Genomic DNA, 23,273 nt, shown 5'->3' on the forward strand with positions numbered 1-23,273 from the left:
GTTCGCCAAAGACCAGCTTAGGCCAGTTCGACCTCTGCGCCAGCTGCTTCCAGCTTTGCTTTGATCTCTTCAGCTTCGTCCTTGGACGCGCCTTCTTTGATCTTGCCGCCAGCTTCAACCAGATCCTTGGCTTCTTTCAGGCCCAGACCTGTGATGCCGCGGACTTCTTTGATGACGTTGATTTTGGATGCGCCGGGGCTCTTCAGCACAACATCAAATTCAGTCTTTTCTTCTGCAGCTTCGCCACCTTCAGCGGGGCCAGCCATCATCACTGCGCCGCCAGCTGCGGGCTCGATGCCATACTCGTCCTTGAGGATGGTTTTCAGTTCTTGCGCTTCGAGAAGGGTCAGACCAACGATCTCTTCAGCCAGTTTTTTCAGATCAGCCATTTTATGCTTTCCGTTCGTTTTAAGTGTGTTCCAACGTGAGGGCAGACCCCCAAGTCAATTCAGATGCTTTATGCAGCTTTCTCTTCGATGGTCGAAAGAATGCTCGCGATGTTCGAAGCAGGCGCGCCAATGGCCCCGGCGATGTTGCTTGCAGGTGCCCCGATGCAGCCCGCGATAGAAGCGATAAGCTCCTCGCGCGATGGCATCCCGGCAACGGCTTTCACACCAGCCACGTCCAGTGCAGTTTCACCCATTGCACCACCCAGAATAACGAGCTTTTCGTTACCCTTGGCGTACTTATCCACGACCTTCGCAGCAGCGACTGGGTCTTCGGAATAGGCAAGCACGGTCATGCCTTCGAGGTATTCACCGATGCTTGCGCATGGCTTACCCTCGACGGCGATCTTGGCGAGCTTGTTCTTGGCTACGCGCACGGACCCACCAGCGTCACGCATTTGCGCGCGCAAGTCCTGCATTTCGGCAACTGTCATGCCTTCGTAGCGGGCAACCACTACGACGCCAGAGCTTTCAAAGATCTGGCCGAGGTCTTCGACCAGCTGTTCTTTTTGTGCTCTATCCACAGTTTTACTCCAAGTTTGGCACCGGGTTTGGCCCGGCACCGGCTCTCATTTGTGTCACACGGCGAACCGCCCGACAGTCTACAGTCCATATGCAAACGGGGCGCGCCAGACGTGACCGGGGAGAACCCCGAAAAATCTGGTCTATCCCGTCTCAGGCAGGAATTAGCGGCACGCTGTGCCAACCCACCGTCTCGGACGAATAAAGGCCCGAACGAATCAATCCTTCGGGCCTGTGGGCTGTTTAAGGTTGTCAGCGCAAAATGTGAACCCCTAACATTCAACAACCTTTGCGTGCTTGGCACAGCTCGAAGGGAAAGAGCTTCGGGCTGCGAAAAAGTCTTTTGTCCGTCTTGCTTTATGCGCTAAGGGGGATGGCATTAGAAATCAATTTGAGTTCATGCAAACTTTCGCTTCCATTTTCCGTGGCGCAATCCATCAGAAACACATTCTGGGTCTCGGGTTTGCCTTTGCCTTGGTGCTTCTTGTCACTTGGGCACACCGCGTTGTCATCATGCTGATCTATTATGACAACATAAGGTATGGCTCGCATTACCGATCCAAAGATGGCTACAACGCCGGTGCAGAGTATCTCCGCGAATTCTGGCCTGCAATTGCATTGGGCATGAAAAGCGACGTTCTTTTTGCTGCTGCGGTTGCGTTGGTTTTGACCTTTTTCGGGCGCATTGGACTGTACGCTGGTTTGACCGGACTGGCGTTCTTCTATGCCGCCAATTCGGAACATATCCGATATAATGAATCCAACATCGATCTGTCTCAGGCCGGTCTGGCGCTTGATCCAACTTTTATTGCGGGCCAATCGACGCAATCGCTCTTTGTTATTGCGATACTCTTCCTGGGGATTTTCCTGCTCACGCTTTGGTTCGCGCGCAGGCCAATTGTCCGCGCGGGAATCGCCATATTTGTCGGTGTCGTTGGTATCGTCGTTGCGCTCATTCCTGCGGAAATTCGTTATGATCAACCGATCTGGATGCAATCTCACCCAATGACACCACAGCTGGGTTTTGTTGAGGTTCCAACGGACGACCGCGACTTTGTCAGCACTCCATTGACCAGCCCTCCGGCGCCAATCCAACCGGTTGCCGGGCAATTCAACGTGCTGATGGTCTACCTTGAGGGGCTTTCAGAAACGAGTCTTTCAATTTCCGATATGTCACATGTTCAACAATTGGCGGACAATAACATTCACTTCCGCCAGTATTTTGGCCATCAGGTGCTTACAGCCAATGGACTCTATTCAACACATACGGCGCGACTTCCTTATTTTACCAGCGTTCCAATGCGATGGTATGAACTTGACGCCTCATCGCCCGAGGTCGAAACAGCGCTCCCCCGGCTGCTAAAGGACATTGGCTATCAGACCGCCTTCATACAATCGGCACCGCTGGGTTTCATGCGCAAGGATGAAAAACTGCCATTCCTGGGCTACGATCTTGTCGTTGGCGGTGACCAATTCACAAGTGCACATCAACGCAATGGCTGGGGCGTGGATGACCTCACACTCATGGAAGAGACACTGGCCCAGATCGATCGGTTTGATCCCGACCGCCCGTGGTTTACGTCCATTCTGACAACTGGCACGCACAGTCCCTATAATGTGCCCGCTGAATTCCTGCCAAACGCAGGCCGCGACAGATACAGGGCAAGCCGCTATGCCGATGATGCAGTTGCTGCCCTCATGCAGGGCCTGACCGAGCGCGATCTCTTGAAAAATACGGTCGTAGTCATCACGTCCGACGAATCCCGCGAATATTCCTCTGATCTCCCTCTTGAAACGGAAGTACGACGCAGCTGGTTGCCACTGGTGATTGTTCACCCCAACGGCACAAGGACTTCAATCGACGGCCCCGTAGCAATGATGGACGTTCGCGACCTCGTCCTTGCCGCCACGGGCGACCTGACACGCGCCAAAATTGATGCAATCACTAACCAGCGCGACATATTTATGTTCGGCAATGCGCGACTTCGGCAATTCTTTTATTACGAGGCCCCGTCAAAGCAACTCTTTGCTTGCGATACGAGTCAATTCATCTGCACCCTCTATGCTGATGTCAGCGATCTTCGTGACCTGAGTGATGCCAGAGAATTGCAGCTCAACCGGTTTCCAGAACTTGAGAAAATGATCCGCGACAGAGAGGGTGAAAACATCTATTGCGAAACGGATCTTGCGGTCTGCGAGGGATCTGGCGCAATAGACTGACCAATCGGGTCAGAAAACGGTGTCAGAGGAATTGTACGCACCAAGCGTCCTCGACCAAACAAGCTCCCAACGATGCAGACTTTGGGGCCTACCGACGCCGCACTTTACGAGCCAGAAAGACACGGGCGAAGCACGGTTCGCCTGCTATCCCCGGCGCTTCAGAAAAAGATCAACGACCAGCGCCGGCTTGCCGATGATATTTTCCGCGGCGTTGAAAGGAGCGAATTTTAGGGCTTTGCGCTGTGCCACCCAATCCCGGAAAATAATCTTATGACTTTCTTACGAAGCCAATCTGCGCCCCACCAAATGAAAACGGCAGGCCAAAATGGCCTGCCGCACACCGCCTGAGGCGATTTTTGAGATTACGCGTTGCCAGTGGCCGACGACACGTCGATTGATACGCCGGGGCCCATGGTCGAGCTGACAGCGATCTTTTTCATGTAGGTGCCTTTGGCGCCTGTTGGCTTTGCCTTGCTGACCGCGTCAACAAAGGCAAGCATGTTTTCCTTGATCTGCTCAGCGCTGAATGACGCCTTGCCAATGCCTGCATGCACAACGCCAGCTTTCTCGGCCTTGAACTGTACCTGACCGCCCTTGGCCGCTTCGACAGCTTCCTTGACGTCCATGGTCACGGTGCCAACACGTGGGTTTGGCATCAGGTTGCGTGGGCCAAGCACCTTACCCAAACGGCCGACAACGGCCATCATGTCAGGTGTCGCGATGCAACGGTCAAAATCAATGGTGCCGCCCTGAACGGTTTCCATCAGGTCCTCTGCACCGACAATATCAGCGCCTGCGGCCTTGGCTTCTTCTGCTTTGTCACCCCGGGCAAAAACAGCAACACGGACGGTCTTGCCGGTACCGTGCGGCAGGGTCACTGTGCCACGAACCATCTGGTCGGCGTGACGTGGGTCAACGCCCAATGTCATTGCGATTTCGATAGATTCGTCAAATTTTGCCTTGGCGTTGTCTTTGACCAAAGATGCGGCTTCTTCCACGGATACATTGTGCTTGTCTGCAAATGCGGCGCGGGCTGCGGTTGTACGCTTACCAAATTTTGCCATTACTTCACCTCGATACCCATAGAACGGGCAGAACCCGCGATGATCAGCATTGCGCCTTCGATAGACGTCGCATTGAGGTCTTTCATCTTGGCTTCGGCGATTTCACGCACCTGCTTGCCAGTGATCGACCCTGCGATCTGCTTGCCCGGCTCTTTAGAGCCTGACTTCAGCTTGGCGGCTTTCTTGATGTAGTAAGACGCAGGTGGCGTCTTGATTTCCATCGAGAACGACTTGTCCTGATAGTAGGTGATCACAGTCGGGCAAGGGGCGCCGTTTTCCATGTCTGCTGTCTTGGCGTTGAAGGCCTTACAGAATTCCATGATGTTGATGCCGCGCTGACCCAGCGCTGGACCGACGGGTGGGGAAGGGTTGGCTGCACCTGCAGGAACCTGCAGTTTGAGCGTACCCATAATCTTCTTGGCCATGTGGCCTCTCCTTTATGTCAACACCTTTGGCGCGCGTCGCCGCAGGTTCTTCGTTGTGTGGTCCGGGTCACTGCGCGCGCGCAGCTTGCCTCCCACATGTTTTGCGCGGGAATCACACCCCGCAAAACAGATGCCTGCGATTAAAGCCTCAGCTTTGAATGCGCAAGGAATTACTGCTTGGACACCTGCGTGAACTCAAGTTCAACCGGTGTGGCGCGGCCAAAGATAGACACAGTCACCTTGAGGCGCTGGTTCTCTTCGTCGACTTCCTCGACCATTCCGTCGAAGTCCTCGAACGGACCATCATTGACTTTGACCTTTTCGCCGATCTCGTAATGGATCAAGGTGCGTGGCGCTTCTTCACCTTCCTGAACGCGGCCGAGGATCGCCTGCACTTCGGCATCCCGCATCGGCATCGGGCGGCCTTGGGGGCCAAGAAACCCTGTAACGCGGTTGATTGAGTTGATCAGGTGATAGCCTTCATCGGACATTTCCATGTGAACAAGGACATATCCGGGCATAAAGCGGCGCTCTGTCGTGACCTTCTTGTTACGGCGGATTTCAATCACTTCTTCGGTTGGAACAAGCACCTCATCAATCTGCTCATCAAGCCCCTGCTCTTCTGCTTTGGTACGGATCGCTTCCGCGATCTTTTTTTCAAAGTTCGAGAGGACGCTTACCGAATACCAACGTTTAGCCATGGATCAAAAGCACCTTGTCGTCGCCAGCCAAATCCGGCTGCATGTTCCTGTTGATCGCGGAAGATTCCGCGACGCCCGAAAATAAAAGCGGCGCGCAACTCGATTCGCCGCACGCCATTTTTTCGGAAGTTTCAGGCTGATACCGCCGCCCCCGATTATTTTCAAGGGGTGAGTGCGAAAATCAATCAGCCGCCGAAGTAGGACAGCACCGCATTCAGGCCGCCGCGGATTGCCAGATCGACCAAAGAGAAAAAGACCGCTGTGAGCGCCGCCATGATAAAGACCATGATGGTTGTCATCACGACTTCACGCCGCGTTGGCCAAACCACTTTGGAAATCTCGGCGCGCGTTTCCTGGATAAACTTGGCGGGGTTGGTGATAGCCATCAGATCGGCATCCTTTGCTGCAACTTTCGCGGACATACGCAGTCTGCGCGATGAATTCAAGCCCGCGGACGCAGCAATGTGACTCCATCCATCGCACCAATCGCATCGATCTGGCTGGCATAAGTTTCAGCTGCAGCCCTATGTGTGTCTTCCGAAAAGCAGTCGAATGGCGGAAACGCCTCTGAAACCGGATGTTGCCGTGACAAGTCTGCTGCTGATTGTTCGATCTGTTGGTGCCCTGTCCCTGCCAAATCCTGCAGTTTTGATACGGCCTGTCCGGACAGGCTGACATGGATACGTTTGCGGTGCGGCTGCACGAGTTCTGCGTGGTCATGCCCCACCAACCCTGCGCTGATCTGGTCAAAAACCATTCCGTAATCCTCGTACTGCCAGACCAGCAACCGTTTGACACCCGTCGCCTGCCGCAACTCTGCCACCAGTGCCTGCCAATCCACGCCGCTCAACGGATTGAGCCGCTTGAAATCATCAACGGGGGTGACTTTTCCACCCATCAACATCTGACAATAGGCGGAATTCAAAAAACTAGTCGATTGCCTGACGCCCAGCAGGATATCAAAGCCGCCCACGTCCATTGATTCTGCAAGGTCACTGATTCTTTGCGCCGCATGTGGATAGCGTCGTTCCACCATGCGCCTGCGGGGGGTGTTCAGCACACCGATAAAATTTTCCTCGCTCAGAACCAACCGGTGCCCACCCTTGCGCATCCGGTCGACCTGTTCGCGGGGGGTGCGCTTGCGCAGATTTTCCTTGGCCGGGGGCTTTTTGCCGAACAACGCCGGTATCGTGCGCCCCGGCAGCCGGAAATGCTTTGGCCCGTAATAACGTACACCCACATCCGCCAACGCATCAGAGCTATGTTCCAGCGACCGCTGCAAATGCGACGTTGCGGTCTTGTGCGCCCCGATATGAAAGGCCACGGAAAAATCAGCGTCTGTCGGCATGTTGTCTTGTTGATCCTCCGGCGCGCGGCGATCTGGCCTTGGTCGTGATTTGGCAGGGGCACCAGGACTTGAACCCGGGACCTACGGTTTTGGAGACCGCCGCTCTACCAACTGAGCTATACCCCTACGACCGACTGAGGAGTTATGCCGAATTGCGGGGCGGATCAAGAGGGAAGGTGAAGCAGACTTGTCATCGGGGACAGAAATGTCGAAACAGGGCTCGGATATCCCGACCAAAAGGGCCACAGGCACCATGTCACTGCGTAAGCGACTCGAAAAATCACGGTCTTTGGCCAATGTGGTCGGTGCAATTGCATGGGCCTATCTTGCCTTCAGTAACCGCACGACGCGCTGGCAATCTGCAGGGCTTGATGATTTGCGCAAGAGCCTGTCACAAGGGCCAGTGTTGTGTGTCACGTGGCATAGTCGCACAATCATGCCCTCGTTCCATTGGCCAGTGGATAGCGGCGGGTTGTCGAGTTTGCACACCACTTCCCCTGTTGCGCGGCTGATCGGCGTAGTCCAGCGTTATTCTGGACTGCAACCGATGGAGATGTCGGCAAAGCAGTCAAACAGAGCCGCATCGCGGGCGATCCTGAAACGGGTCAAGGAGGGGGTGAGCATCGGCCTGACGGCGGATGGCCCTACCGGCCCCGCGCTCAAGGTCAAGGATGCCCCGCTGGAATGGGCGCGGATCACTGGCATGCCGATCTATTGCTACGCCTTTTCCACCACGCGCAGCACAAGGGCCGATACATGGGACAAGATGCTGGTGCCAAAGCCGTTTGGGCGCGGGGCCTTTGTCTTTATCAAACTGGAATTTGAAGTGCCCCGCAAGGCTGATGCCGCACAGCTTGAGGAGTTGCGCGAACAGATGCGTCAGCAGATGATCGCGGCAACAGCACGTGCCGATGCCATGTTGGGTCTGCCGCCCGGTCCCTAAAGCCGCGGATGTGCTACTTTGCGTTGAAGACGAACAGCGTCTCGCCCTCGATTTGGTAGCCGTCAATCAGGGCATTGGCCACGTCACCGGTCAGCCAAGTTTCCAGCGCTGCGACAGCATCGGTTTTCACGTGGGGGTGTTTTTCCGGATTGACGGGCAGATAGGCATATTGGTTAAAAAGCACAGGATCGCCGGCGAATAGCAAAGCCAGATCACGTTTGTTACCAAAGTTCAGCCAGCTGGCGCGGTCGGCAATGATATAGGCATTGAGGCTTGACGCCGTGTTCAGACTTGCCCCCATGCCTGCACCAACTTCCTTGTACCAAGCGCCAAGGGTCGCCGCGTCAAACCCGGCGGCGCCCCACAACGAAAGCTCTTTCTTGTGGGTGCCGCTGTCGTCGCCGCGGCTGACAAAATCGGTTTGCGCATCTGCAATTTGCGCCAATGCGGCCGCAGCCGTATCTGCGCCCACAATGGCAGCCGGATCATCGGATGGACCGACAAACACAAAATCATTGTACATGATCTCGCGGCGGTGGGTGCCGTAGCCTGCGGCGACAAACGCATCTTCTGCCGCTTTCGAATGGACAAGAATGGCATCGACATCGCCCGCCTCGCCCAACCGCAACGCCTGCCCAGTGCCGACGACCAGCAACTGCACCTCAAGCCCGATATCCCCTTGGATTTCCGGCAACAGAATGTCCGCAAGGCCAGAGTTGTGAAAGCTGGTCGTGACAGCCATTTTCATGGTTTCTGCTCGCGCGACACTGGACCAGAGCAATGCACAGAGAATGAACAGGCGCATCATTCGACGATATCTCCTTGCAGGAACGATTTGGCCTCGGCAGTGCGAGGCTTGGAAAAGAACGCGGCGGCCTGACCATGGTCATGATACTGCCCCTTCAACAAAAAGATGACGTCCTGCGCCAGACGCCTGGCCTGCCCCAGATCGTGGGTCGTCATGATGATGCGCGTCCCGTCTGCATGGGCTTTGGCCAACAGGGCTTCGATTTCGCGGGTCGAACGCCCGTCAAGGTTGGCGCAAGGCTCATCAAGGAAGAGTACCGCCGGTTTGCGGATCAATGCCCGACCCAAGGCCAGCTTTTGCTTTTCACCGCCCGACAATCTGGTGGCTGGCCTGTCAATCGCATCAGCAAGGCCCGTCTTGTCGGCCCATGCCGCGACACGCCGTGCAATGTCAGCCTTGGGCGCTTTGACCAGTTTGAGCGGATAGGCTAGGTTCTGGCCTACCGTCCGGCGCAACATGATCGGGCTTTGAAACACATAGGCTTGTGACTGGCGCGCCTCTGCATCCGGAACAGACCATTGGATGCGACCGCTCGACAACCGCTCAACCCCGTGCAGCACCTTGAGCAAGGTGGTCTTGCCCGCACCATTGGGGCCAAGCACGATCGTGATCCCTGCGGGTGCCAGTTCAAAGTTGATCGGCCCCAGAATAGTTTTGCCCCGGCGTTTCACTGTGGCATCGGTGAGGGTGGCAATCATCGACATCACCACCGCCCTTCCCGTTCAGTGCGGGACAACACATGGATGGCAAAATTGACGATCATGGCCAGCGCGATCAGCACAAAGCCCAGTCCAAGGGCGAGGGCAAAGTCGCCTTTGCCTGTCTCAAGCGCGATTGCTGTGGTCAGCACCCGTGTTGCATGGTCGATGTTGCCGCCTACGATCATGATCGCCCCGACTTCACCGATAGCGCGCCCAAAACCGGCCAATGCTGCGGTCAGCAAGGCCCGTCTGCCATCAAAAATGAGTGTGCCGATGCGTTGCCGGTTGCTGGTGTTGAGCGAAATCAGCAGGTCGTGATATTCAGCCCAGAGTTCGCGCATGGCCTGATGGGTGATCGACGCGATCAGTGGGGTAATGATGATGACCTGCGCCATGATCATGGCGGTTGGCGTGAACAACAGCCCCATGACCCCAAAGGGGCCAGAGCGTGACAACAACAGATAGACGATCAGCCCCACAACAACCGGCGGCAGTCCCATCAGCGCATTCAACACGGCAATCGTGGCCCGACGGTAGCGAAACCGCCGGATCGCAAGCCATGTTCCAAACGGCAAGGCGATGGCTGACGCGATAATCAACGCGGTCACACTGACCTGCAACGACCGCAGCGTTATTTCGACCAGATCGGGGTCAAGCCGTGCCACAAGCCAAAAAGCCGCCTGTAAACCGGCCCAGATTTCATTCATAAGCTGGCAGTCTTTTTAGTCGAGCCGGACAGAAGCGCTTGCCGTTTGATCCTGACTGGAAAATCCCGTCCGGATCAGAATCTGGTTCGCACCGACTGCGATGATGGCGATGGCTGCAAATGCGGAGAGCATGGCTTTCATTTCAGTTCCCTTCTGCTGCGGTTGCAGTCCGCAGGTAGTCGATTAGATCCGAGCGATCTCTTTGCTTGGCGATACGCTGCATCGGCATTTTTGTACCCGGAATATAGTGATCCGGACCTGCGTCAAACAAATCATTTATGGTCTCGTCTGACCAGACGATTTCAGAACCTGTGAGCGTTTCGGAATAGGCGTAGTCGCTGACCGTGCCAGCGCGTCGCCCGAAAAGGTTTTGGAGTGTTGGACCTGCGCGGCGGGCGCTGGTTTCCGACAGGGTGTGACAGATCGAACATTTGCGTTTGAACTGCCTCTCGCCATTGCCCATTGTGTCGGGGTCTTGCAGAAAACTGCGCGGCTCACCTGCCATCTGACCATGTTCCCGCATTGTCGCAACAGGCCATGAATACATGATATCTTCGATGCCCCCTGCGTGGATATTCTGCCCATCCGGTGAGAAGGCCAGCGCCCAGATTGGTCCCTGTTGCGTGGCCCGGAAGTCGCGTGAAATTTGCATCTTGGCGGTGTCGATCATCATGATGTAGCCGTCGCCATCACCCACAGCCAATTGCCGCGTTGAAGGGTCATAGGCCAGCGCGAGGATCGGACGGCGCTCCAGCGTGAAATCACGGATCAAGTCCCCGCTGAGCGGATCAATAAAGCGGGTGCTGCCGTCAACAGCCCCGTAGGCAAGCCAGCCTTCCGCTTCGTTCAGGATCAGTTCATTCACGCCAAAGCCGTGGCTGGCCAGCAATTGCACTTCGGCGCCGCTGGCCACATCCCAAACCCGGATGGTTCCATCGGTCGACGCGGAATACAGCCGCTTGCCATCCTCGGTGAAGGCAACGTCATTCACACCCTGCCTGTGACCGCGCAAGAATACCGGATTCGCATCCATTGGCGCGGCGCCATCTGCCGACAGCGGCCACAAGCCGATGCTGCCGTCCCAACTAGCAGACGCGACGCGCTGCGCGACATGCGATGTGGCCAGGGCGATCACCTTGCCTTGATGCCTGCCCAAAACACGGCCTGCCTGCGCTGAGGGCCAGACACGCACCTGAAAATCATCACCCGCAGACAGGGCAATCGTTTCATTCCAGAAGGTCACGACGTTGACCGCCGCTTCATGCCCGTCAAACCATGTGGGCGTGGTGCTGTCCCAAAGGCCGACGGCATTGTCAAAGCTGGCTGTCGCGATCTGCCCGCTAGGTGACACGGCAATATCCATAATCGGCCCACCATGTCCCCTCAGCGTAAAGAAATCCTGTGCCTGTGCAGGCAGTGTCAGCGCCATAATCAGGCCAAAGGCCCGTAGCATTTATTCTGCTGGCGTTGCACCGCCGGGTGCAGCACCTTCCTTTTCCTTCACCTCTTCGACCCACAGCGAGTGGTGTTCGCGGGCCCACTGTTCTTCGACCTGCCCGGTGCCCATGGCGTCATAGGCGCCTTCCATCCCAACGGACCCGATATAGATGTGGGCCAGAATGATCGCCATCAGCACAAAGCTTACGATCGCGTGCCACAGTTGGGCCAATTGCATTTCCTCATGCGGCGCGAGCACGGTGGGCAACTCACCCAGCCCAAGCACACCTGAAATGCCAAGGCTGTTCATCTTGGCAAATGTCGCGGCAAACATGGGCAGCTCGAACGGGAAAAGCAGCGCCAGACCGCTGACAGAAATGGACGTACCGAGAACGATCACGGACCAGAAGATCAGCTTTTGTCCGGCATTGAATTTCTTGGCGGGCGGATGTCCTTTGCTGAAGATACCGCCGCCTTTGAGCAACCAGTTGATGTCGGAGCGGTCAGGCAGATTGTGGATGACCCACATCACGAAAATCATCACAAGGGCCACCATAAAGGCCCAGGATACGTTGTTATGGACCCACTTTGACCCAACGGCGATAAAGGCAAAGGCTTCGTGCCCAAAAGCAGGGATCAGGAACTTGCGCCCCAGCAGGGAAATCAGACCGGTGATCCCCAACAGAATAAATGACCCGGCCAGCAGCCAGTGACCGAAACGCTCTACGCTCTTGAAACGTTCAATCGTGCGGCCGGTCTTTTCGCCATCAATCCTGATGCGCCCCCGGATCACGAAGAACAGGGCAAGCAGGGCGATGGTCCCCAGCAGAAGATAACTGCCATAGGTCGAAAGCGGCCCGTCGCGGAACATCAGCCAACGCATACCGCCGTCCTGCACAAGCACGGTTGCAGCAGGGCCACTGTTAGAGGCCGTGATATCGGCCGAGTTATAGCGCAACGCACGCCAGAGTTCAGGGTCGGATGCGCCGCCCAAGGTCCCAAGCTGATTGCTGATGTCGGCGGCGGCGTCGGGATTCCCGATGGCGTCGCGTCGGAAGCTATCGTCAATCTCTTCGCCACGTTGACGGGCCAGAATGTCTTCCAGCGTTTGGGCACCGCCCGTCGCGGCCCGATCCGGTGCCGTTTCTTGAGCGGAGGCAGTGGATATGAAAAAGGCACTTAGCAACAAAACGATCAGAGCGCGCAACATGTCGGTTCCTCGGTGTGTGTTGAATAGGTAAGGGCGACCCGATTGGGATCGCCCCTTCCCTGAATGTTTATCCAGATAAGATGGCCGTTAGCCGTCTTTCTGATCGTAAGCTGTACCCCAACCCCATGCGCCGGACCCGAATCCGCGGGCAACGACACGCTCGCGGTAGATACCCGACACCACGTCACCGTCGCCGGCAAGCAGGGCCTTGGTTGCGCACATTTCGGCGCAGATTGGCAGCTTGCCTTCTGCGATCCGGTTGCGTCCATACTTGGAAAATTCCGCGTTGGAGTGTGTCTCTTCCGGGCCACCGGCGCAGAATGTACATTTGTCCATTTTGCCGCGTGATCCGAAGTTGCCAGCCTGCGGGAACTGCGGCGCACCGAATGGGCACGCATAGAAACAGTAACCACAGCCAATGCACAGGTCCTTGGAGTGAAGAACCACCCCTTCTTCATTCTGGTAGAAGCAATCCACAGGACAAACGGCCATACAAGGCGCGTCTGAACAATGCATGCAGGCCACAGAAATCGACCGCTCACCGGGGCTGCCATCGTTGATCGTCACCACCTTGCGGCGGTTGATCCCCCATGGCACCTCATGTTCGTTTTTACAGGCTGTTACACAGGCATTGCATTCAATGCAGCGTTCAGCATCTACGAGAAACTTAGCTCTAGCACCCATAATCTTATCCTTCTCACGCTGTCCAGATTTTGCAAAGAGTGGCTTTCGTCTCTTGCATCTGGGTCACTGAATCGTAGCCGTAGGTTTGTGCGGTGTTGGTGCTTTCACCCAATACGTAGGGGTCTGCACCTTCTGGGTATTTGTCCCGCAGATCGACGCCTTCCATGTGGCCGCCAAAGTGGAACGGCATAAAGGCTACGCCTTCGCCAACCCGCTCGGTGACCATGGCCATGACTTTGACCTTGCCGCCTTCAGGGCCTTCGACCCAGACTTGCGCACCGTCACGTACGCCCAGATTGTTGGCGTCACGTGTGTTGATTTCAACAAACATGTCCTGCTGTAGCTCGGCCAACCATGGGTTGGACCGGGTTTCATCACCACCGCCCTCATATTCAACCAGACGACCGGAGGTCAGAATGATCGGATAGTCTTCGCTGAAATCCTGCTTCTGGATCGACGCATACATTGTCGGCAGACGATAGAACTTCCGGTCTTCGTAAGTCGGATAGTCCGCAACAAGGTCACGACGGTTCGAGTAAAGCGGTTCACGATGCAGCGGAATAGGATCAGGGAAGGTCCAGACAACCGCACGGGCCTTTGCGTTCCCAAACGGCGCACATTCGTGGGCGATGGCGACCCGCTGGATGCCACCTGAAAGGTCGGTTTTCCAGTTGGTTTTTGGACCCGCGACAGCGTCAATGGCGGCCCGCTCTTCTGCGGTCAGATCGCCATCCCAGCCCAGATCCATCAACATCTGCATGGTGAATTCGGGATAACCATCCTGAATTTCGGACCCGGCGGAATAAACACCCTCGGCCAGCAGATTGTCACCGTCACGTTCAACGCCGAAACGGGCGCGGAACGTCAAACCACCTTCAGACACCGGCTTTGACATGTCATAAAGGTTGGGTGTGCCGGGGTGGTTCATCTCGGGCGTGCCCCAGCATGGCCATGGCATACCGTAGTAATCACCATCAGCAGGGCCACCAACCGCCTGAAGCGTTGTCCGGTCAAAGGTATGCTGGTTGGCCATGTGCTTCTTGATGCGCTCAGGGCTTTGACCCGTATAACCGACGGTCCACATGCCGCTGTTGAATTCGCGTGTCACGCTCTCAACAACGGGTGTCTCGGCGTCTTCCATTTCGATGTTCCGGAAGAAACGATCAGCCCAGCCAAACTTGTTTGCAAACTTGGCCATGATTACTTCGTCAGGCAGGCTTTCGAACAGAGGGTCGACAACTTTTTCACGCCACTGGATCGACCGGTTTGATGCGGTGACAGAGCCATGGGTTTCAAACTGGGTACAGGCCGGCAACAGATATACACCGTCAGTCCTGTCCTGCATAACAGCCGACACGGTTGGATAAGGGTCAACCACGACGAGCATATCAAGCTGCTCCATCGCTGTTTTCATTTCCTTTTGCCGGGTTTGTGAGTTGGGCGCATGGCCCCACAAGACCATAGCACGGACTTTATCGGGGTTATCCATATTCGCAGGGTCTTCAAGGACCCCATCGATCCAACGGCTGACAGGGATGCCGATTTGGTTCATCAGTGGCTTGTCTTCCCCATCAATAGATGCGGTAACGAACTGACCTTTGAGCCAGTCAAGGTCTTCACCCCAGACCCGTGCCCAGTGGGCCCAAGCACCATCGGAAAGACCGTAGTAGCCCGGCAGTGTGTGCGACAGAACGCCAAGGTCGGTTGCACCCTGCACGTTGTCATGGCCGCGGAAAATGTTCGTTCCGCCGCCGGATGTACCCATGTTGCCAAGGGCAAGCTGCAACACGCAGTAAGCGCGTGTGTTGTTGTTACCGTTGGTGTGCTGCGTTCCACCCATGCACCAGATCACGGTGCCGGGACGGTTGTTGGCCAATGTCCGGGCCACGCGCTGCAGTTGCGAACCCGGCGTGCCGGTGACGCGCTCGACCTCTTCGGGGTTCCACTTGGCGACTTCTTGCTTGATCTGGTCCATGCCCCACACACGGGTGCGGATGAATTCCTGATCTTCCCAGCCGTTTTCAAAGATGTGCCACAGAATACCCCAGACCAGCGCCACGTCTGAGCCGGGACGGAAGCGCACAAACTCATCAGCATGTGCGGCCGTGCGAGTAAAGCGCGGATCGCAGACGATCAAAGGCGCGTTGTTCTGTTCTTTCGCTTTCAGAACGTGCAGCAGGGACACCGGATGCGCCTCTGCGGGGTTTCCGCCGATGATAAAGATCGCTTTGGAGTTGTGGATATCGTTGTAGCTGTTGGTCATGGCGCCGTAGCCCCATGTGTTCGCCACACCGGCCACAGTGGTCGAGTGGCAAATCCGGGCTTGGTGATCCACGTTGTTGGTGCCCCAGTAAGCAGCAAACTTGCGGAACAGATAGGCCTGTTCGTTGTTATGCTTGGCAGAACCCAGCCAATAAACGCTGTCAGGGCCGCTTTCTTCGCGGATTTGCATCATGCCGTCACCGATTTCGTCAATCGCCTGTTCCCAGCTGATACGGACCCACTCGCCGTTTTCCTTTTTCATCGGATACTTCAGGCGACGCTCACCGTGGGCATGCTCGCGGACCGCAGCACCTTTTGCGCAGTGGGCCCCAAGGTTGAATGGGCTATCCCAGCCGGGCTCTTGCCCGGTCCAGACACCGTTTGACACTTCGGCAATGACTGTACAACCGACCGAACAGTGGGTGCAGACCGATTTTACTGTCTCGACAACTGCGGATGAGGTCTGCGCGGCAGCAGGTGCAACAGCACCGCCCGCAGCAGAGATTGCGGCAAGTCCACCGATTGCCAAACCAGAGCCACGCAGAAACGCGCGGCGATCGACAGATTTCTCTGCGACGTCTGATAAAATTCCGGTCCGCTGCGCACGCCGCGCGACCCCATTGGTCTTTTTCCTAAGCATCTTATTCTCCCTTGCGGCCATCAATCAGGTGGCTAGGTGATTATCGTTTTGGCCAGACGTGTCCTAGAAGCGGGCGCTGTCCAGGTAAGCGCGCGTATGCGCTGTGTCTTGCATCTTTTCAGACGTCAGATCGACTGTCTGCGCCTCTGCCGATGTGGCAGTGGCTGCAATGGCTACAGCAGCTGGTGCCGCAGTTCCCGCCAGTTTGAGAAAATCGCGGCGGCTGGCACCTTCGGTTTTCTTGGTCATTGGGATGTCTCCCTTCCCTGTTATGGCGAGCATCCCCGCCGGTTTCGCGCAGATGTTACCCTGCTGTCATTCTGAACGCTTCGCGCTCAACATTCATAAAGGCGCGGCCAACACTGCCGACAGACGCATAAAGCACAGAATTCTTGGCCGCTTCGAGATCGGCAAAAAACAGACCGGCCCAAGGGGCGATATGCTGGTTGAAAAAGGCCTTTTGCACATCAAGCGACGCAGGCGCGCGGAAGCGGCCCACGATCATCCCAGCCATCATTTCCATCAAGGATGCGATGTTGTCCTCGGGCTCGAACACATTGTCGGCACGGGTCATGCCCTGCGCCATCATATCCGTCCGCAGAGCCGCCAGCGGCTTTTCATTGAGAAAGCCGGTCAGATAGTAGCTGGCATAGGGCAGCAACTCACCTCGGCCCAGCCCGATGAAAAGCGCGTTGAATTCACTTTGCACAGCGCGCGGCTTTGACACTTTGGCCACCCGCGACAGACTTGCGATGGCGGTGCCCAGCTCTGTATCGTCGCCCGACAGGCCCGCGCACTGATCCAGCAAAAACTGGTCAGGCGGGCCGGACAGGATCAGGCCCAGAAAGTTATACAGGTCCGCACGCAAGCGATCTTCTGAAGCGACGGGTATTTCAGCTGCCATATTCACGCGTTTTCCTCGATACGAAACGTCATACGACGCGGGGTTGGGGCGACCTGGGCCTCTACTTCATCGATAGTCTGGTCAGGCTCATCAGACGTCAAAGCCACGGGCGCGTCGTCAGCGGCAGCGATCAGATCATCCGGCTGTGACAGATCCTCGGCCGATTCTTCGGCCTCAATCGCCTCGGCAGCCTCCAATTCGGTAGCCTGCCGGGCCATTTCCTCGACATGTTTCATCATGCCCTTCCCGACCTGATAGGCAGTCTGCAAGTTTTCAACGACATTCGCGCCGTCGGTGAAATCCTCGCCGTAGTCGACCAGCATATCAACGTTCGCCAAGACAGGATTTGACCGCCACAAGGTGCGCAATGCCCGACGGCGGATGCGGTCCGGGACAGCCTTTGCCATGAATGCGGAAAAGTCATCGCCCAGAGACAGTGTATCGGGGTCGGGCAATTCCAGCGCCGACAGAACCTCTGCATCGGACATTTCGTCGAATGCTGCCTGCTCGTCGGCTGCTGACTGCGCGGCCACAGCGGATTGCGCTGCCTGTTCCTCGGCCAGAACCGCCTTTTTGCGTCGCGCCCAGAAACTCGCTGTGTCGCTCAATGCACCTGCTCCTTACGGGCACCGGGGGCACGGTACACATCGGCTGCCTGCCGGATACGCGCGTCACCTATCCCATCTTGCTTCCGGTCTACGCGATGCTTGTCGCGGCGACGCTTGATGAACTCTTCATCCTCGTGATGTGCCTCGACAAAATCACGGACCCAAGCCATCAGCCCTTCGGGCATCGGCACTTTCTCCACCAACTCTTCGCCCGAGTCCGCATAGTCCTGCGCCTCGTAAGGGGAGGCCGTGACAAGAATGATATCGAGCGGGTTGTCGGTCATGGATTCGCGCATCACCACGTAAACAGCAGGAATCTTGGCGGACAATCCGTGCAGGTAAGCTTCGGTATCCGAGCGGAACAATTCCAAAGGGAGCGTGGCCGCATGGAATTCCACTGCATCACCGTCGCGGCGCAACTCTTTCCAGTGAGAGTCCCCGGCACCCGGCAAAACGGCGACGGCTTTCCAGACGTATTTTGCCCAACGTGTGACGCCCGGCACTCTCCGTATGACAACTCCGAGCGGAATAGACATAGATTTTGTGTCGGTCGTCTGCAAAATTCCCCCAAGGATGTTGATTGCGCCAGGTCGCAGAAGTCTCGCCGAAACTTAAAGGCTTTTATACTCAGGACCTTACACAGCTCTTATGCTGCACGAGGATGACCTAAACTTAAAGAGTTTTCTTCCGTCAAACAGCAATTTTTTTATCGCCGCGGCGCAGCAACTCAACCTTTTCCAGCGCCATGATCGTCGGAAATGACCGTATTAGAAGGCATTACTGTGCGCGAAACCAGCGGTCTTTTACCACATCAAAACTAATTTACTTTGCGCGCGCAGCATTTCTGGATTTGTGATCACATTTATGAAAAGCGGTTTACCATCCGACAGAATACCGGCTACGTAACGCTACCGGTTCCGCTAACCGGCACGACACTCATCCAGGGGAAAGATATGACCAAACGGCTCATTTTATGTGATTGCCTCGGCTCTCAGACACTTGACGCTGATGCGATTTCCAATGGATCAGGGTTGGCCTGCACCAAAGTCTATTCAGGGCTGTGCACACACCAGCTAGACGATGCCGCCAAGGAAATCGCTACGGGCGATTCGATTGTCGCCTGCCAGCAAGAACAGCAGCGGTTTGAACAGCTTGCCGAAGAAGTCGGCGTCGACAGCCCCGGTTTTGTTGATCTGCGCGACAGGGCGGGTTGGGGGACAGGCAACACAGCCCCCAAAATGGCCGCACTCGCCGCAGAAGCCGCGATGACATTGCCAATCGGCAAGTCTCTGGATGTAATATCCGAAGGCACATGCCTGATTATCGGCGGCGACGCTGCCCTGCAAGCGGCGGCAGATCTGTGTGAAACGCTTGCCGTCACTGTCTTGCTGACCTCGGCTGATGATGTTCCAATTGACCGGCGCTTTGACTGCGTCGTCGGCACATTGCGGCAGGCGTCAGGCGCGTTGGGCGGCTTTTCCGTGAAGATTGACGCATTGCAGCAATTGATCCCTGGCGGGCGCGGCAGTTTCACCCTGACAGAGCGACAAAATGGCGCGGTTTCCGAGTGCGATATTCTGCTTGATCTGTCAGGAAACACTGCGTTGTTTTCCGCCCCCGAAAAGCGCGAGGGATACCTGCGTGCAGACCCCACCTACCCGCCTGCTGTGGCCAAAGCAGTGTTTCAGGCAGCGCAGTTGGTCGGCACCTTCGAAAAGCCGCTTTATGTGCGTCTTGAAGAGAGCCTGTGCGCCCACAGCCGCGCCGAGCAACCCGCCTGTTCGAACTGTCTGAACGTCTGCCCCACAGGTGCGATCACATCCGCAGGGGAACATGTAGCGATTGACCCGATGATCTGTGCCGGTTGCGGATCATGTTCAGCCGCTTGCCCCTCAGGCGCGATCGCCTATGACGCCCCGCCGGTGGACAGCATTTTCGCACGCATGAACACGCTGGCCAGCACCTATCGCAAAGCGGGTGGCAAGGATGCATCCCTACTGGTGCATGATGGTACCCATGGGCGCGAGATGATTGCGCTTGCCGCCCGCTTCGGGCGTGGCCTGCCCGCCAATGCGATACCGCTTGAGGTGGATGCACTGTCGGGCTTTGGGCACGCTGAAATGCTGGCCGCGCTGGCTTGTGGCTTTGGACATGTTGACGTGTTGTTGTCACCCAAGACCGAACGCGACGTGATCACCAGCCAGATGGCACTGGCACATGCCATTGCAGGCGCTGCGGCCATTGACCTGCTTGACCCCGCTGACCCCGATGCGCTTTGCGATCTGCTATATGCCCCAACGGGTGCTACCGTGGATTGCGCGCCCGTCTTGCCAATGGGCAGCCGCAGGCAGGTCACGCGACTGGCCGCCAAGACATTGCAGCCCGACGCCAGCGTGATCGCGCTGCCGGAACATGCCCCTTATGGCGCAGTTGTCGTCGATACTGACGCCTGCACCTTGTGTCTATCCTGTGTGTCGCTGTGCCCCTCAGGGGCTTTGGGTGACAATCCCGACCTGCCGCAACTACGCTTTCAGGAAGACGCCTGTCTGCAATGCGGGCTTTGCACCAACATTTGCCCCGAAAATGCGATCAGCCTGCAACCACAGCTGGACTTAACCGATGCGGCATTTACCCAGCGGGTTGTCCACGAGGAAGAGCCCTTTGCCTGTATCTCTTGCGGTTCGCTATTCGGCGTCAAATCCACGGTCGAGAAGATCACCGAAAAACTGGCGGGCACCCATCCTATGTTTGCCACGTCGGATGCCGCCAAGATGATCCAGATGTGCGACAATTGCCGGATCCAGGCGCAGTATCATTCCGAGAACAATCCGTTCCAGAGCGGCGAGCGCCCGCGCCCGCGCACCACTGATGACTACCTGTCAAAGCGCAGGGATCACTGAGACCGGATTGCCGCCCCGAGATCTGCAGGCGGGATCGTCGCCACATAGGCGATGATTGCCTCCAATTCGTCCAGCGTGACCTCAATCGGGGCAATCGGCGATGGCAAATTATCCGCAAACGGGTCGGTCACGTCGGTGATTTGTGTGAACGCCGGATGCGGACGTAGCAGGAAAAACGTCTGGAACCGGCTGTGCCAATCGGGGAAATTGCGCATAAGCCCAAACGACGGGGTCGACCCTATGGTTTTCATCCGGTTGGTTTCATTGACCACATGGCACCGGCCGCAATGTTGCAGGCTCAGGTCTTCGCCCATGGCCGTATCGCCGACAAACTGCGGCGCCGCGGCGACGACCTGCACCGCGACATCGGCGCTGAACGCGGCGCTGTCTTCGGGAACGAACGCTTCGATCGTGCGCTTGCCGACGTCTGACAAAAGCCATTCCTCAAATGCATCCGTATAGGGACCGTCTGTCTTGTTCAGATGCCAAAGCACATCACCTTGCTTGAAAACGGGCGTGCCCTCGGGTCCGAAAGTGGCGTCGGCGGCATCTGTGGTCCGGGTGATGCGAATGCTGGTTTTCAAAGAAAAACGCGGTAGCAAATGCTGCAAAAATCCGGTGTCTGCCAGTACGTCAGGCGCGTTGAGAGTGAATGATTTTTCCTGCCCGATCACCGGACTGGCCGCCAAAACGGCCAAGGCCAGAATTTTTTTCAACATTCACACATCTCCGCCTTTGGTCAGCTTGCACATTAGCCTAGGGGCGCTAGGGTCTGTCCGTCAATACAAGCGGAGAATTGAGACATGAGCGACGAATTCAATATGTCGATGCGGAAGTTTCTCAAGCAGGTGGGCGTCACATCGCAGCAAGCGATTGAAGAAGCCATGCGTGCAGCCGGCGACACGGCTGGCAAGAGTTATGATGTGAAAATGGTCCTGACGATCGACGACCTCGACCTGGAACATGTGGTCACAGGCAAGATCGAAGGCGCGTAAGTGAGTATCACAAGAGAACAGGTTCTGGACTGCCTGAAGGAAATAAAAGATCCGTCCGGCAAAGACATCGTCGAGGCCGGACTGGTCCGCGCACTGAACGTGGATGGCGACGCCGTGCGCTTTGTGATGGAAGTCGCCAGCCCCGAGCCCTATCTGCCGATCAAAGCCGAAGCTGAAGAAAAACTGGCCGCTTTGGGCGCTGCAAAAGTGTCCATTGTCATGACGGCCCACAGCAAACCGGCAGCCCCACCCGACCTGAAACCTAATCGAAAACCAGAACCGACAGGCCCCGAGAAAATTCCCGGCATCGACCGGATTATCGCCGTGGCATCCGGCAAAGGCGGCGTTGGCAAATCCACCGTGGCCGCCAACCTTGCCTGTGCACTGGCCGCAGAGGGACGCCGCGTAGGGATGCTGGATGCGGATGTTTACGGTCCGTCTCAACCACGGATGCTGGGCGTTTCAGGCCGGCCCCAAAGCCCCGATGGCAAGCTGATCCTGCCGTTGCGCAACTATGGTGTCACCATGATGTCCATTGGCCTGATGACGAATGATGACCAAGCTGTGGTCTGGCGTGGGCCGATGCTGATGGGGGCGTTGCAGCAGATGCTTTCCCAAGTGCAATGGGGCGCGCTGGATGTGCTGATCGTCGATTTGCCGCCCGGCACTGGCGACGTGCAGATGACGCTTGCGCAGAAAGCGCATCTTGACGGGGCAATTGTTGTGTCCACACCGCAGGATGTGGCCCTGCTGGATGCCCGCAAGGGAATCGACATGTTCAACCAGATGAAAACGCCCATTATCGGCATGATCGAGAACATGAGCACGCACATCTGTTCGAACTGTGGATTTGAGGAACACGTGTTCGGGCATGGCGGCGTGGTGGCCGAGGCTGAAAAGCTGGGCGTGCCATTGCTGGCGGAAATTCCGCTGCATCTGGATATCCGGCTGGCGTCTGACGGCGGTGCGCCGATTGTGGTCTCCAAGCCGGACTCGGCACAGGCGCAGGCCTTCCGCAAAGTGGCCAAGTCACTTGTCGCTGCGGGCAAGGCATGAGCGAGCCAAGTTTTCCGCCATTGTTCAGCGGGCAGGCCGACCCTGACCCGTTCAACGCCTCCTGTGCCAAGGCCGACAAAGGCTGCGATGCGGGTCTAGTCGTCTATGATCTGGGCGCGGACAGGCTGCGCGCGGCAATCGTCTTTGCACCCGATGTCACCTTGGGCGAAGCCATGGTCATGCTGCCGCTTTGCGGTGTGGGCTTTCAAAACGCGCTTGGCGCCTTGTCGCCCCCCGAAACTGCCGTGCATCTTGAATGGGCAGGCAATATTCGGATCAACGGGGCGGTCTGCGGCGCGCTGGATATCGCAAGCGACACGACGAACGCAGATGAGGTGCCGAACTGGCTTGTTGTCGGGCTTGAACTGCGGCTTTGGCCTGAAAGTGAAGAAACCGGCGGCACCCCTGACCAGACAGCGCTTTATGCCGAAGGCTGTGCGGACGTGGATGCCGTTGCCTTGCTCGAAGCATGGGTGCGGCATACGCTTGTCGGGATCAACGCATGGACCGACACCGGGGTGGCCACCCTGCACAAGCAATGGGAAGGGCTGGCACATGGGATTGGTGAGCCGCTGACACTTGGTGACAAATCCGGCACCTTTCTGGGAATCGACGAACGTTTTGGCATTCTTCTGCGCAACGAAGCCACGAGCCTGATGATCCCGCTGACCTATCTGCTAAAGGACGTTTGA

At 56.8% G+C, this 23,273-nt stretch carries 26 protein-coding genes and 1 tRNA gene; 6 read left to right on the forward strand and 21 right to left on the reverse strand.

What is annotated here, in order from left to right:
* Positions 1 to 17 precede the first annotated feature (17 nt).
* Both rplL and rplJ read right to left on the reverse strand, forming a co-directional pair.
* The gene (gene rplL, locus C8N45_RS18235; RefSeq protein ID WP_108387692.1) at positions 18 to 389 is read right to left on the reverse strand and encodes a 50S ribosomal protein L7/L12; all 372 of its coding nucleotides are present in this window, start codon (positions 387 to 389) and stop codon (positions 18 to 20) included.
* 68 nt (positions 390 to 457) lie between these two features.
* Positions 458 to 970, reverse strand: a complete 513-nt coding sequence (gene rplJ, locus C8N45_RS18240) for a 50S ribosomal protein L10 (RefSeq protein ID WP_108387693.1) — start codon at positions 968 to 970, stop codon at positions 458 to 460.
* A 397-nt stretch (positions 971 to 1,367) separates the two neighbouring features.
* On the opposite strand from rplJ, the gene C8N45_RS18245 reads away from it, so the two are divergent.
* Positions 1,368 to 3,188, forward strand: a complete 1,821-nt coding sequence (locus C8N45_RS18245) for an LTA synthase family protein (RefSeq protein WP_108387694.1) — start codon at positions 1,368 to 1,370, stop codon at positions 3,186 to 3,188.
* Positions 3,189 to 3,550: 362 nt separating this feature from the next.
* On the opposite strand, the gene rplA is transcribed toward C8N45_RS18245, so the two are convergent.
* From rplA to C8N45_RS18275, 6 genes are all read right to left on the reverse strand, one after another.
* The gene (rplA, locus tag C8N45_RS18250; protein WP_108387695.1) at positions 3,551 to 4,252 is read right to left on the reverse strand and encodes a 50S ribosomal protein L1; all 702 of its coding nucleotides are present in this window, start codon (positions 4,250 to 4,252) and stop codon (positions 3,551 to 3,553) included.
* The gene (gene rplK, locus C8N45_RS18255) at positions 4,252 to 4,677 is read right to left on the reverse strand and encodes a 50S ribosomal protein L11 (RefSeq protein WP_108387696.1); all 426 of its coding nucleotides are present in this window, start codon (positions 4,675 to 4,677) and stop codon (positions 4,252 to 4,254) included. The genes rplA and rplK overlap by 1 nt, the downstream gene beginning before the upstream one ends.
* A gap of 170 nt (positions 4,678 to 4,847) precedes the next feature.
* Positions 4,848 to 5,378, reverse strand: coding sequence for a transcription termination/antitermination protein NusG (gene nusG, locus C8N45_RS18260; protein ID WP_108387697.1), 531 nt, complete (start codon positions 5,376 to 5,378; stop codon positions 4,848 to 4,850).
* 185 nt (positions 5,379 to 5,563) lie between these two features.
* Positions 5,564 to 5,764: a preprotein translocase subunit SecE gene (secE, locus tag C8N45_RS18265; protein WP_108387831.1), complete on the reverse strand. Its 201-nt coding sequence runs from the start codon at positions 5,762 to 5,764 to the stop codon at positions 5,564 to 5,566.
* A gap of 56 nt (positions 5,765 to 5,820) precedes the next feature.
* Positions 5,821 to 6,726: a hypothetical protein gene (locus tag C8N45_RS18270; RefSeq protein ID WP_108387698.1), complete on the reverse strand. Its 906-nt coding sequence runs from the start codon at positions 6,724 to 6,726 to the stop codon at positions 5,821 to 5,823.
* A 50-nt stretch (positions 6,727 to 6,776) separates the two neighbouring features.
* Positions 6,777 to 6,852 (reverse strand) — tRNA-Trp (locus C8N45_RS18275).
* A gap of 79 nt (positions 6,853 to 6,931) precedes the next feature.
* Between C8N45_RS18275 and C8N45_RS18280 the strand changes: the two genes are divergently transcribed.
* A complete protein-coding gene (locus tag C8N45_RS18280) occupies positions 6,932 to 7,669 on the forward strand; it encodes a lysophospholipid acyltransferase family protein (protein WP_108387699.1) in 738 nt (245 codons plus the stop codon).
* 13 nt (positions 7,670 to 7,682) lie between these two features.
* Here the strand turns inward: C8N45_RS18280 and C8N45_RS18285 are convergent, their stop codons facing one another.
* From C8N45_RS18285 to C8N45_RS18335, 12 genes are all read right to left on the reverse strand, one after another.
* Positions 7,683 to 8,477, reverse strand: a complete 795-nt coding sequence (locus C8N45_RS18285; RefSeq protein ID WP_108387700.1) for an ABC transporter substrate-binding protein — start codon at positions 8,475 to 8,477, stop codon at positions 7,683 to 7,685.
* Positions 8,474 to 9,181, reverse strand: coding sequence for an ATP-binding cassette domain-containing protein (locus C8N45_RS18290; RefSeq protein WP_108387701.1), 708 nt, complete (start codon positions 9,179 to 9,181; stop codon positions 8,474 to 8,476). Before C8N45_RS18290 ends, C8N45_RS18285 begins: the two co-directional genes overlap by 4 nt.
* Entirely contained in the window at positions 9,181 to 9,885 is a 705-nt protein-coding gene (locus C8N45_RS18295; protein WP_108387702.1) for an ABC transporter permease, read from the reverse strand. Before C8N45_RS18295 ends, C8N45_RS18290 begins: the two co-directional genes overlap by 1 nt.
* A gap of 15 nt (positions 9,886 to 9,900) precedes the next feature.
* A complete protein-coding gene (locus tag C8N45_RS23950) occupies positions 9,901 to 10,026 on the reverse strand; it encodes a hypothetical protein (protein WP_258793325.1) in 126 nt (41 codons plus the stop codon).
* Position 10,027: 1 nt separating this feature from the next.
* Positions 10,028 to 11,338: a c-type cytochrome gene (locus tag C8N45_RS18300; protein ID WP_108387703.1), complete on the reverse strand. Its 1,311-nt coding sequence runs from the start codon at positions 11,336 to 11,338 to the stop codon at positions 10,028 to 10,030.
* The gene (locus tag C8N45_RS18305; RefSeq protein ID WP_108387704.1) at positions 11,339 to 12,532 is read right to left on the reverse strand and encodes a formate dehydrogenase subunit gamma; all 1,194 of its coding nucleotides are present in this window, start codon (positions 12,530 to 12,532) and stop codon (positions 11,339 to 11,341) included. It lies immediately after the preceding gene.
* Positions 12,533 to 12,619: 87 nt separating this feature from the next.
* On the reverse strand, positions 12,620 to 13,216 hold the full coding sequence (gene fdh3B / locus C8N45_RS18310) for a formate dehydrogenase FDH3 subunit beta (RefSeq protein WP_108387705.1): 597 nt from the start codon (positions 13,214 to 13,216) through the stop codon (positions 12,620 to 12,622).
* Positions 13,217 to 13,229: 13 nt separating this feature from the next.
* Positions 13,230 to 16,118, reverse strand: a complete 2,889-nt coding sequence (locus C8N45_RS18315; RefSeq protein ID WP_108387706.1) for a formate dehydrogenase subunit alpha — start codon at positions 16,116 to 16,118, stop codon at positions 13,230 to 13,232.
* A gap of 63 nt (positions 16,119 to 16,181) precedes the next feature.
* Positions 16,182 to 16,367 carry a twin-arginine translocation signal domain-containing protein gene (locus C8N45_RS18320; RefSeq protein ID WP_108387707.1) on the reverse strand — a complete coding sequence of 62 codons (186 nt, stop codon included), beginning with the start codon at positions 16,365 to 16,367 and terminating at the stop codon, positions 16,182 to 16,184.
* Positions 16,368 to 16,422: 55 nt separating this feature from the next.
* Entirely contained in the window at positions 16,423 to 17,022 is a 600-nt protein-coding gene (locus C8N45_RS18325) for a TorD/DmsD family molecular chaperone (RefSeq protein ID WP_375342482.1), read from the reverse strand.
* Positions 17,023 to 17,024: 2 nt separating this feature from the next.
* On the reverse strand, positions 17,025 to 17,630 hold the full coding sequence (locus tag C8N45_RS18330) for a DUF3306 domain-containing protein (RefSeq protein ID WP_108387709.1): 606 nt from the start codon (positions 17,628 to 17,630) through the stop codon (positions 17,025 to 17,027).
* Positions 17,627 to 18,166, reverse strand: coding sequence for a DUF3305 domain-containing protein (locus tag C8N45_RS18335; protein ID WP_108387710.1), 540 nt, complete (start codon positions 18,164 to 18,166; stop codon positions 17,627 to 17,629). Before C8N45_RS18335 ends, C8N45_RS18330 begins: the two co-directional genes overlap by 4 nt.
* Before the next feature lie 417 nt (positions 18,167 to 18,583).
* On the opposite strand from C8N45_RS18335, the gene C8N45_RS18340 reads away from it, so the two are divergent.
* Positions 18,584 to 20,530 (forward strand): 4Fe-4S binding protein, encoded by a 1,947-nt coding sequence (locus C8N45_RS18340; RefSeq protein WP_108387833.1) that lies wholly within the window; start codon positions 18,584 to 18,586, stop codon positions 20,528 to 20,530.
* On the opposite strand, the gene C8N45_RS18345 is transcribed toward C8N45_RS18340, so the two are convergent.
* A complete protein-coding gene (locus C8N45_RS18345) occupies positions 20,524 to 21,249 on the reverse strand; it encodes a hypothetical protein (protein WP_108387711.1) in 726 nt (241 codons plus the stop codon). The two genes, C8N45_RS18340 and C8N45_RS18345, sit on opposite strands and share 7 nt — an antisense overlap.
* A gap of 84 nt (positions 21,250 to 21,333) precedes the next feature.
* Between C8N45_RS18345 and C8N45_RS18350 the strand changes: the two genes are divergently transcribed.
* From C8N45_RS18350 to C8N45_RS18360, 3 genes are read left to right on the forward strand one after another with little or no spacing between them, the layout of a single operon-like run.
* Positions 21,334 to 21,525 (forward strand): DUF6494 family protein, encoded by a 192-nt coding sequence (locus C8N45_RS18350; RefSeq protein ID WP_108387712.1) that lies wholly within the window; start codon positions 21,334 to 21,336, stop codon positions 21,523 to 21,525.
* Positions 21,526 to 22,581: an Mrp/NBP35 family ATP-binding protein gene (locus C8N45_RS18355; protein ID WP_108387713.1), complete on the forward strand. Its 1,056-nt coding sequence runs from the start codon at positions 21,526 to 21,528 to the stop codon at positions 22,579 to 22,581.
* Complete coding sequence (locus C8N45_RS18360) at positions 22,578 to 23,273, forward strand: biotin/lipoate--protein ligase family protein (RefSeq protein ID WP_108387714.1); 696 nt, start codon at positions 22,578 to 22,580, stop codon at positions 23,271 to 23,273. The genes C8N45_RS18355 and C8N45_RS18360 overlap by 4 nt, the downstream gene beginning before the upstream one ends.

This window comes from Yoonia sediminilitoris (assembly GCF_003058085.1).
GTDB classification, from domain to species: domain Bacteria; phylum Pseudomonadota; class Alphaproteobacteria; order Rhodobacterales; family Rhodobacteraceae; genus Yoonia; species Yoonia sediminilitoris.